Below are 11167 nucleotides of genomic sequence, written 5' to 3' on the forward strand. Positions count from 1 at the left end.
GGGCGCGCCGGACGGGCCCGCCGAAACCGCCCCCGCCGGAGCCGAACGCCGCCCGCGCGCCGCGTCCCCGGCCGCCCTGTCCGGCTACCGGGCCCTTGCGGCCCACCTGCGGCCCCACCGCCGCGCCGGCCTCGCCGGGGCGCTGCTCGGCCTGGTCGGCGGCGCGCTCAGCCTGGCTCAGCCGCTGGCCGCCAAGCAGATGGTGGACGACCTGGGGGCGGGGCGCGGGGCCACCGCGCCGGTGGTGGCGCTCAGCGCGCTCGTGGTCGGCGCGGCCGTGTCCGCCGCCGCCGGCCAGTACGTCCTGGAGCGCGCCGCCGAGTCCGTCGTCTGCTCCACCCGGCGGCGCACCACCGCCCGCCTGCTCCGGCTGACCGTGCCCGAGCTGGAGCGGCGCGAACCGGGCGACCTCATCGCCCGGGCCACCTCCGACACCACCCTGCTGCGCCAGGTCGCCACCCAGTCCGCGGCGTCCGCGGTGACCGGTGTGCTCATGCTGGTGCTGACACTGGTGCTGATGGGCCTGCTGGACGTGGTCCTCCTCGCCGTCACGCTGGCCGTCATCGCGGTGCTGGGCGCCGTGGTGGGGGCGGCGGCGCCCAGGATCGGGCGCGCCGCCCGGCAGGCCCAGGCGTCGGTCGGCGAGATCGGGGCCGCCCTGGAGCGGGTCCTCGGCGCGGTACGCACCGTGAAGGCGGCCGGGGCCGAGGAGCGGGAGGCGGCCGTGCTGGACCGGCTGGCCCAGGACGCCCGCCGCACCGGGGTGCGGGCCGCGGGCTGGCAGGCCCTGTCGGCGACCGCGTCCGCCGTGGCCGGGCAGGTGTCCTTCCTCGCGGTGCTCGGGGTGGGCGGGGCCCGGGTCGCCTCCGGCGCGATCGGCGTGTCCACCCTCGTCGCCTTCCTGCTGTACCTGTTCGCGCTGGCGCCGCGGATCAGCCAGCTCGTCGAGGCCGCCGGGCAGTTCCAGATCGGCGCGGCCGCCGCCGTGCGCATCGAGGAGATACAGCGGATGGAGCGGGAGGCCGCCGACCCGCCCGCCACCGGTCCGAGCCTCCGGGAGCCGTACGGGCGCCCCGGGGACGCGGCCGACCGTACGGGTCCCGGGGAGGGCCCGGCGGCCGGGGAGCAGCCCGGCCGGGGAGCCGCCGCGGTGCGCTTCGAGCGGGTGGGCTTCCGCTACCGGCCCGGGCTGCCCGCCGTGCACCACGGGCTCTCCTTCACCGTGCCCGCCGGGGGGCTGACCGCTCTGGTGGGCCCGTCCGGCGCCGGCAAGACCACGGTCCTGTCCCTCCTGGAGCGGTTCCACGAGCCGGACAGCGGCCGTGTCCTGCTGGACGGGCGCGACCTGCGGCGGTGGCCGCTGGCCGGCCTGCGCGCCGCGATCGGGTACGTCGAGCAGGACGCGCCCGTGCTGTCCGGCACGCTCCGCCAGAACCTGACCCTGGGCGCCCCGGACGCCCGCGACGACGACCTGCTCGACGTGCTGCGGCGGACCCGTCTCGAACCGGTCGTCGCCCGCCTCCCGCAGGGCCTGGACACCCTGGTCGGCCACCGGGGCAGCCGGCTGTCCGGGGGCGAGCGCCAGCGCGTGGCCATCGCCCGCGCCCTGCTGCGCCGCCCCCGGCTGCTCCTGCTGGACGAGGCGACCTCGCAGTTGGACGCCGCCAACGAGGCGGCGCTGCGGGAGACGGTGGCGGAGGCGGCCCGGACCACCACCGTGCTGGTCGTGGCGCACCGGCTGTCCACGGTCACCGCCGCGGACCGCATCGTCGTCATGGAGGCGGGCCGGGTCCGGGCCGTCGGCACCCACGCGGAACTGCTCGACAGCGACCCGCTCTACCGCGACCTGGCCGCGACCCAGCTGCCGGCCGCCCGCCGGGGCTGCGCCGGGTGCCGGCCCGCCGGCCCGGCTCCCGCGCCGGACGGCCCGTACGGCCCGCCGCCGGACCGCGACCCGCCACGGAATATCACTCGATGACGGGATCCGGCCGCTTTCCCGTGCGGCAGGCGGCCGAATCCCGCGCGGCGCGCCCACCGGAAGAATCTATTCCGCACACATTCGGCGGGCCGCGCACCGGCCGCCGAAATGCGGCGGTTGAAACCGGACGCCACACGCCGCTTCACGCGGTTGCCATATACGAATAACGATCATTGACAGCAGCGGAGGGGGTTCTTACGATGTCACTGCCGTACCGCCCGCCGAAGGGCCCGCTACGGAGGTCGCAATGCCGCCTCGTTCGAGACCCCGAAGACCCGTCCGGCCCCGCCGGACGACGATCGAATCGAGACACGCGAGCAATTACTGTTCACTTTGGCTGAACCTGTCACCACCAGGAATTCATCCGGCTCCCCGGCTTCGCACGCCCGGCGAGGCGCGCGCCCGGCCCGGCCAGGGCGGCAGGGAGCCGGCACGGCGCCGCGGCGCCGAGGAGGCCAACCACCTCCTCGCCTCTTTTTTTCGCCTGTTCTCTTCGCGCGTAGATCCCGTTAACCTGGCGATCAGCACTCCGTCACGGAGGTCGGCGCCACCGGGGCCGGCCTGCCGGGTACGCCCGGACCGGGCGCCACCGGGCTCGCACCCGCCGGTTCCCCCGGGACATCCTGTGCCGTAGACAGCATTCCGTTTACCCCGCGCCCCGGCCGCCAGGGGTGTCCGGGGCACCGCGCCACGGGTGCCGGCCGCACCATTTCCCGCCCCGGTACCGGCGGCGCCCCGGGAGCACGTTCCCCGTTTTCTGTCAGGAATTATCCAGCCGACGCCTGCCCGACACTCGGACGCCGAATCGGGTTCACTTCGCCACGCCCGCCCTTTTCCGCGGCCTGCTCCGCCCCCACCGGAAATCGGTCGGTCAGGGGCTGCCTCGTGCTGCCCGCGCACCGCCGGAATCCCGCCGCGCAGGCGGCGGACGTACGGCATATCGACCAGGAAAGCCAGGATGAGAGGCGGAGCATTGTCCGACAACACCCTCGCTGATCACTTCCTCGCCGTCTTCGAGGAGCGGCCGGACCAGCACGTCTTCCGGTTCCTCTCCGACGACGGCGGGGCACCGGCCGGCATCTCCAACGCGGCCGTCGACGCCCGGGTGCGGGCCGTCGCGGCGACGCTGCGGGAGCGGGCGGCGCCCGGCGACCGGGCGCTGATCGTCTGCCCGCCGGGCCTCGACTACGTCGTCTCCTTCCTGGCCTGCCTGTACTCCGGCGTCGTCGCCGTCCCCGTCTACCCGCTCGACCCGGCCTTCCTCAAACGCACCCTGGACCGCCTGACCGGGATCGTCGAGGACGCCCGGCCCGCGGTGGTGCTCGCTCCGGCCGCGATCGCCGCGCTGACCCGGGACTCGGCCGACCAGCCGCCGCTGCTGCGCGAGGCGCTGTGGCTGAGCGTGGACGCGCCCGAGGAGTGCGCCGACCCCGGCTCCTGGCGGCGCCCGGACCTGACGGCGGACGCGGTGGCCTTCCTCCAGTACACCTCGGGGTCGACCAGCCGCCCCAAGGGCGTGATGGTCAGCCACGGCAACCTGCTCCACAACCTGCGGCACCTGGGCCGGGTCTTCGGCACCGACCTGCCCGAGCGCGGCCCGCACCACATGGTCACCTGGCTGCCGCCCTACCACGACATGGGCCTGATCGCCGGGGTCCTGGCCCCCGCCTTCGGGTCGTACCCGGTGACGATGATGTCGCCGTTCTCCTTCCTCAAGCGCCCGCTGCGCTGGCTGCGCGCCATCGCCGAGCAGGGCGGCACGGTCAGCGGCGCGCCCAACTTCGCCTACGACCTGTGCGTCGCCAAGACGACCGAGGAGGAGCGCGCGGCCCTCGACCTGAGCCGGTGGCAGGTGGCGTTCAGCGGGGCCGAGCCCATCCGGGACGGCAGCCTGCGGCGGTTCGCCGACGCCTTCGCGGTCTCCGGTTTCCGGATGGACCGCTTCATGCCCGGCTACGGGCTCGCCGAGGCCACCCTCCTGGTGTCCGCCGGGGGCTGGCGGCCCGCCCCGGTGGTCCGCGACGTGCGGGCCGACGCCCTCGCCGAGGGGCGGGCCGAGGACCCCGCGCCCGGCGAGCCGTCCCGGGCCCTGGTCGGCTGCGGCCCGGTCATCGCGGAGCACCGGGTCGTCGTCGCCGACCCGGACACCGGCGCCGCGCTGCCGGACGGACGGGTGGGCGAGATCTGGTTCGGCGGGCCGAGCGTGGCGCAGGGCTACTGGGAGCGCCCCGACCTGACCGAGTCGGTCTTCCGGGCCCGTACGGCGGCGGGCGACGGCCCGTTCCTGCGCACCGGCGACCTGGGCTTCCACCACGACGGCGAGCTGTACGTCACCGGGCGCACCAAGGACGTGATCATCGTCGCGGGGCGCAACCACTACCCGCAGGACATCGAGCTGGCCGTGGAGCGGGCCGACCCGGCCCTGCAACCGCACGGCGGGGTGGCCGGCGTCCGGGAGATCGACGGCGAGGAGCGCCTGGTCGTCGTCCAGGAAATCGCCGGACGGCTGTCGCCGCGGGACGCCGGGCGGATCGTCGCCGCCATCCGGGCCGCGGTGGCCACCGAGTCCGGCCTGGAGGTGCACGTCGTCGCGCTGGTGCGGCGCGGGCAGGTGCCGAAGACGTCGAGCGGCAAGCTGCGGCGGGCCGCCTGCCTGGACGCGCTGTTCGCGGGCGAGCTGCGGGAGCTGGGCGGGTGGCGCTGGACCGACGGCGCCCCGGCCGCGCGGGCCGCCGACGCCGCACAGCCCGCCGGCGCCGTAGCGCCCGTACAGCCCGTACAGCCCGTACAGCCCGCCGAGCCCGCCGACGCCGCGGAGCTGGCCGACTGGCTGGCCGCCCGGCTCGCGCGCCAGGTCGGCGCCGCCCCGCGGGAGGTGGACCGGGCCACCGAGTTCGCCGCCTTCGGGCTGCGCTCGGCGGACGCGGTGGGCCTGGTCGGCGACCTGGAGCGGCACCTGGGCCGGGAGCTGCCCGCCACCCTGCTGTGGTCCTACCCGACCGTCGACGCGCTGGCCGCGCACCTCGCCCACGGCTCCGGGCCCGCGGGGCAGGACGCGGCGCGGCCCGCGCCCGCCCCGGCCGCCGGCCCGGCCCCCGCGCGGGAGCCGATCGCGATCGTGGGCATCGGCTGCCGCTTCCCCGGCGGCGCGGACGGCCCCGCGTCCTTCTGGCGGCTGCTCACCGAGGGCCGGGACGCCGTCGGCGAGGTCCCCGCCGACCGGTGGGACGCCGACGCCGTCTTCGCCGCGGACCCGGCCGCGCCGGGCCGGACCAACAGCAGGTGGGGCGGGTTCCTGGACCGCGTCGACGCCTTCGACCACCGCTTCTTCGGCATCTCCGAGCCCGAGGCGGCGCGCGTCGACCCGCAGCAGCGGCTGCTCGCGGAGGTGGCCTGGGAGGCGCTGGAGGACGCGGGCCTGCCGGCGGACCGGCTGGCCGGGTCGCGCACCGGCGTCTACGTCGGGATCTCGTCCTTCGACTACGGCGGCCGGCAGCTGGGCGACCTGGGCACGATCGACGCCTGGACCGGCACCGGCAGCGCGCTGAGCATCGCCGCCAACCGGCTGTCCTACCTGCTGGACCTGCGCGGGCCGAGCATGGCGGTGGACACCGCCTGCTCCTCCTCGCTGGTCGCCGTGGAGCAGGCGCGCGCCGCGCTGGAGCGCGGGGACTGCGACCTGGCCCTGGCCGGGGGCGTCAACCTGATCCTGTCCCCCGCCGCCGCGGTCAACTTCAGCAAGGCCGGGGTGATGTCCCCGGAAGGCCGCTGCAAGCCGTTCTCCGCGGACGCCGACGGCTACGTACGGTCCGAGGGCGCCGGAATCGTCGTCCTGAAGCCGCTGAGCCGGGCCCTGGCCGACCAGGACACCGTCTACGCCGTCGTCCGCGGCGGCGCGGTCAACCAGGACGGCCGCAGCAACGGGCTGATGGCGCCCAACCCGCACGCCCAGGAGGCCGTCCTGCGGGACGCCTACCGGGACGCCGGGGTCGAGCCCGCCGACGTCGACTACGTCGAGGCGCACGGCACCGGCACCCCCCTGGGCGACCCCATCGAGGCCCGGGCGCTGGGCGCCGTGCTGTCCGCCGGCCGCGACCCCGGCCGGCCGTGCCTGGTCGGCTCGGTCAAGTCCAACCTCGGCCACCTGGAGGCCGCGGCCGGCGTCGCCGGGCTGGTGAAGGCCGCCCTGATGCTGCGCCACCGGCACGTACCGCCGAGCCTGCACGCCGGACGGACCAGCCCGCACATCCCGTTCGACGAGCTGCGCCTGCGGGTGGCCGGCCACGCCCAGCCGTGGCCGCACCGCCCCGGGCCGGCCCTGGCCGGGGTCAGCTCCTTCGGCTTCGGCGGCACCAACGCCCACCTGGTGCTGGCCGAGGCCCCCGAGCCGCCCGCACCNGTGCTGGCCGAGGCCCCCGAGCCGCCCGCACCGGCCGCGGCGGACGACGGCCTGGCCTGGCCGCTGACACTCTCCGCGCGCGACGAGACGGCCCTGCGGGCCGCCGCCGCCCGCCTGGAGGAGCGGCTGGCCGACCCCGGCTTCGCCGCGCCCGCCCGGGCCCTGGCGCACACCGCGGCGGTGCGCCGCACCCACCACGAGCACCGGCTGGCCGTCGTCGGCGACTCGCGCGCCGCGTACCGGGCGGCGCTGGCGGCCTACCGGCAGGGCGAGGACGCGCCCGGGCTCGCCGCCGGGCGGCGCCGCCCCGGACGCCGCCCGCGGGCCGTGTTCGTCTTCTCCGGGCAGGGCCCGCGCTGGTGGCCGGTGGCCGGCGACCTGGCGGACACCAGGCCGGCCTTCCGGTCGGTGCTCGCCGAGTGCGACGCGCTGCTGCGCCGCTGGGCGGACTGGTCGCTGCTCGCGGAGCTGGCCGCCGACCCGGACGCCTCCCGGCTGGCCGAGCCCGAGGCGGGCCAGGCCGCGCTGTGCGCCGTGCAGATCGCGCTCGCCGCGCAGTGGCGGGCCTGGGGCGTGGAGCCGGCCGCCGTCGTCGGGCACAGCGTGGGCGAGATCGCCGCCGCGCACGTCGCCGGGGCGCTGAGCCTGCCCGACGCGCTGCGCACGGCGCTGCGCCGCGGCCAGGCCGTCGCCAGGGCCGTCGGCCGGGGCCGGATGGCCGTGGCCGCGCTGCCGGCCGAGCGGGCGACGCGGCTGCTGGCCGAGCTGCGGCCCGGCCCGGTGTGGGTGGCCGCCGCCAACAGCCCCGGCAGCACGGTGTTCTCCGGCGAGCCCGCCGCCCTGGCCGGGCTGCTGGCCCGGCTGGAGGCCGACGGCGTGTGGTGCAGGCCGCTGGAGTCGGTCGACTTCGGCTCGCACAGCCCGCTGATGGAGCCGGTGGCGGCCGAGCTGCGCCAGGCGCTGGCGGGCCTGGCGCCGCGCGCCGCCCGCCTGCCGATGCTCTCCACCGTCACCGCCGCGCCGGTCGCGGGCACGGACCTGGACGCCGGGTACTGGGCGGCGAACCTCAAGCGCCCGGTCCGCTTCGACGAGGTGGTCAAGGCGCTGGTGGCGGCGGGCCACGACGCGTTCGTGGAGGTCTCCCCGCACCCGATGCTCCAGGAGGCGGTGGCCGAGCGGATCGCGCACGAGTCCGCCGAGGGCGTGGTGACCGCCTCCCTGCACCGCGACCAGCCGGGCCGTACGGCGCTGCTGGCCGGCCTGGGCCGACTGTACGCGGCCGGCTACCCGGTGCCGTGGGAGCGGGTGTTCGGCGCGCCGGAGCCGCCCGTACCGCTGCCGTCCTACCCGTGGCAGCCGGAGCGCGCCTGGCTCCCGGAGCCCGCCGCGCCCTCAGGGCCGGCGGCTACGGGCGGGCACCCGGCGCTGGGCTCCCCGGTCCGCTCGGCGGTGCCGCCCGAGGCGCTGCACTTCTCCGCCCGGGTCGGCCTGGACGGCTTCCCGTGGCTGCGGGACCACGCGGTGGAGGGCGCGGTCGTGCTGCCCGGCGCCTTCGTCATGGACGCGGTGCTGGCGGCGGCGCGCGAGGTGCTGGGCGACGCCGGGGCGGTCGTGGAGGACCTGCGGCTGGACCGGCCGACGGTGGTGCCCGAGCGCCCCGGGCACGCCACGCTCCAGCTCGTCTGCCGTCCGGGGACGGCGGGCGCCGGCTCCGTGCGGGTCTTCAGCCGGGACGGCGCGGACCCCGCGGGCGAGTGGACCGAGGTGGCCGGCGGCGCCTGCCGCCTCCCCTCCGCCCCGGGCGAGACCAGGGCCGAGGGCCTTGCGGAGGTGCGTGCCCGCTGCGCGGACGAGGTGCCGGCGGACGGGCACTACGCGTCCCTGGCCGCGTCCGGACTGGAGTACGGGCCCGCGTTCCGCGGCGTCGAGGCGCTGTGGCGCGGCGCGGCGGAGGCGGTCGGCCGGCTGGCGGACGCCGGGGACGCGGCCGCCGCCCGGCAGGGGCCGGAGGCGTACCTGGTCCATCCCGCGCTGCTGGACAGCGCCCTCCAGGTGCTCGCCGCGGCGCTGCCGCCGCGCCCGGACGGGTCCGCGGGCGCCCCGTACCTCCCGGTCGGCGCCGGCCGGTTCGCGCTGTCCGGCACGGGGGCCCGCCCCCGCTGGGCGCACGCGGCGCTGGCGGACGGCGCCGCGGCGGACGCCGAGGAGATCACCGGCCGGGTCGTGCTGTACGACGCCTCGGGCGAGGTGGCCGGCGAGGTGGCGGGCATCCGGCTGCGCCGCCTCGCGGACGGCCGCGCCGACCCCGTCGGCGCCGCGCTGCGCCGCCTGGAGTGGCACCCGGCGCCCGCGGACGCGCCGGGCGCGGACGGCTGGTGGCTGCTGCTGGCCGACCGCGGCGGGGTGTGCGCGTCGCTGCGCGAGGACCTGGCGGACCGGGCGCACGTCACCGTCGTGCCCGGCGACGGCTACCGGCGGCTGGCGGACGACCGGTTCGAGATCGACCCGGCAGCGCCGGAGCAGTACGCCCGGCTGCTGGCCGACCTGCGCGGCAGGCCCGGCCGGTGGGCCGGGGCGGTGCACGCCTGGTCGCTGGACGCGGCCGGGGACGGCCCGGACACGCTGTGGACGGCCCGCGACGGCGGGGTCCTCTCGGCGCTGCACCTGGTCGCCGCCCTGGCCGCCGCCGAGGACGAGCGGCCCGCGCGGCTGGTGCTGCTCACCCGCGGCGCCCAGCAGGTAAGCGGGCAGGAGCCGCCGCCGGCCCTCGCCCAGGCCGGGCTGTGGGGCCTGGCGCGGGTGGTCCGGCTGGAGCACGGCGACCTCGACCCGGTGGTCGTCGACCTCGACCCCGCCGGGGGCGCGGCCGGGCTGCGGGAGGAACTGCTGCGCGGCGGGCCCGAGGACCAGCTGGCGCTGCGCGGCGGGCAGCGGTACGCCCCGCGCCTGGCGCCCTGGGCGGCCGGCCCGGAGCAGGACCGGCCCGCGTGGCGGCAGCGGCCGCTCGGCCCCGACGGCAACCACCGGCTGCTGGCCCTGCGGCCCGGCCTGCTGGACAGCCTGGCCCCCGCCCGGTGGCGGCGCCGCCCGCCCGGGTACGGCCAGGTGGAGATCGAGGTCCGCGCCGCCGGGCTGAACTTCAACGACGTGCTGAAGGCCCTGGACACCTGCCCCGGCGTGCCCCCCGGCGCGTCGGTGCCGCTCGGCGGAGAGTGCGCGGGCGTGGTCACGGCGGTCGGCGAGGGCGTGGCGGACCTGCGGCCCGGCGACGCGGTGATGGCCGTCTCGCCCTCCAGCATGGCCCGCTGGACCACCACCGAGGCCGCCCTGGTGGCGCCCCGGCCCGCGGGCCTGGACGACGAGCAGGCCGCCGCGGTGCCCATCGCGTTCCTGACCGCCGTCTACGGCCTGGACCACCTGGCCCGGCTGCGGCGCGGCGAGCGGGTGCTGATCCACGCCGCGGCCGGCGGCGTGGGCCTGGCGGCCCTTCAGGTGGCGCGCCGGGCGGGCGCGGAGGTGTTCGCCACGGCGGGCAGCGAGGAGAAGCGGGAGCTGCTGCGGCGCCTCGGCGTGCGGCACGTGATGGACTCGCGCTCGCTGCGCTTCGCCGACGAGGTCGCGGAGCTGACCGGCGGCCGGGGCGTGGACGTGGTGCTGAACTCGCTGGCGGGCGAGGCGCTGACCCGCGGCCTCGCGCTGCTGGCCCCGGGCGGCCGGTTCGTGGAGATCGGCAAGCGGGACGTGTACGACGACAGCCGGCTGGGCCTGGGCGCGCTGCGCCACAACCGCTCGTTCCTGGCCGTGGACCTGGAGCTGGCGTTCACCGAGCAGCACGGCCTGGTCGCCGAGCTGATGGCGCAGGTCGTGGACGGCTTCGCGGGCGGGGAGTTCACCGCGCTTCCGGTGGCGTCCTTCCCGTACGAGCGGGCCGCCGAGGCGTTCGCGCTGATGGCCGGCGCCCGGCACACGGGCAAGGTGGTGCTGCGCCCGGACGCGCGGCCGCCGGCCACCGTCGCCGACCGGCCCGGGGGTCCGGTACGGGCCGACGCCACCTACCTGGTCACCGGCGGCCTCGGCGGGCTGGGCCTGGAGACGGCCCGCTACCTGGCCGGCCAGGGCGCCCGGCACCTGGCGCTGGCCGGGCGCGGCGCGCCGTCCGAACGGGCCGAGGAGGTGCTGGCCGCGCTGCGCGCGGACGGCGCCGAGGTGCGCGTGTGCGCCGCCGACGTGGCCCGCGCCGAGGACGTCGGCGCGCTGCTCGACGGCCTGGCGCGGACCATGCCGCCGGTGGCGGGCATCGTGCACGCGGCCGGCGTGCTGCGCGACGGACTCCTCAAGGGGCTGGGCCCGGCGGACTTCGAGGCGGTGGCCGCGCCCAAGGCGGCCGGCGCCTGGCACCTGCACCAGGCCGCCCGGGAGCGCGAGCTGGAGCTGGACTTCTTCGTGCTGTACTCCTCGGCCGCGGCGCTGCTCGGCTCGGCCAGCCAGGGCAACTACGCGGCGGCCAACGCCTACCTGGACGCCCTCGCCCTGCACCGCGCCGCCCTCGGCCTGCCGGCCCTGACCGTCGACTGGGGGCCGTGGGCCGAGGTGGGCCTGGCGGCCCGGCCGGACCGCGGCGGCGCGCTGGCCGCCCGGGGCGTGCTGAGCCTGCGGCCGGCGGACGGCGTCGCCGCCCTGGACCGGCTGCTGGCCGGCGGCGGCGCCCAGGCGTGCGTCCTGCCGCTGGACACCGCGAAGCTGCGCGAGGAGGCCGCCGCGGGCCTGCTGCCGAGCCTGCTGCGCGACCT

General features: G+C 78.2%; 2 protein-coding genes. Both read left to right on the forward strand.

Features of this window, described 5'->3' with window-relative positions; genetic code table 11:
* The first annotated feature begins 76 nt into the window (after positions 1-76).
* On the forward strand, positions 77-1978 hold the full coding sequence (locus RKE29_RS23125) for an ABC transporter ATP-binding protein (protein WP_312007508.1): 1902 nt from the start codon (positions 77-79) through the stop codon (positions 1976-1978).
* Between the two features lie 958 nt (positions 1979-2936).
* The coding region (locus tag RKE29_RS23130) for an SDR family NAD(P)-dependent oxidoreductase (protein WP_312007507.1) at positions 2937-11167 on the forward strand (8231 nt) is incomplete at its 3' end.

Origin of the sequence: Streptomyces sp. B1866 (assembly GCF_031932565.1) — a bacterium.
In the GTDB taxonomy this organism is placed as follows: domain Bacteria; phylum Actinomycetota; class Actinomycetes; order Streptomycetales; family Streptomycetaceae; genus Streptomyces.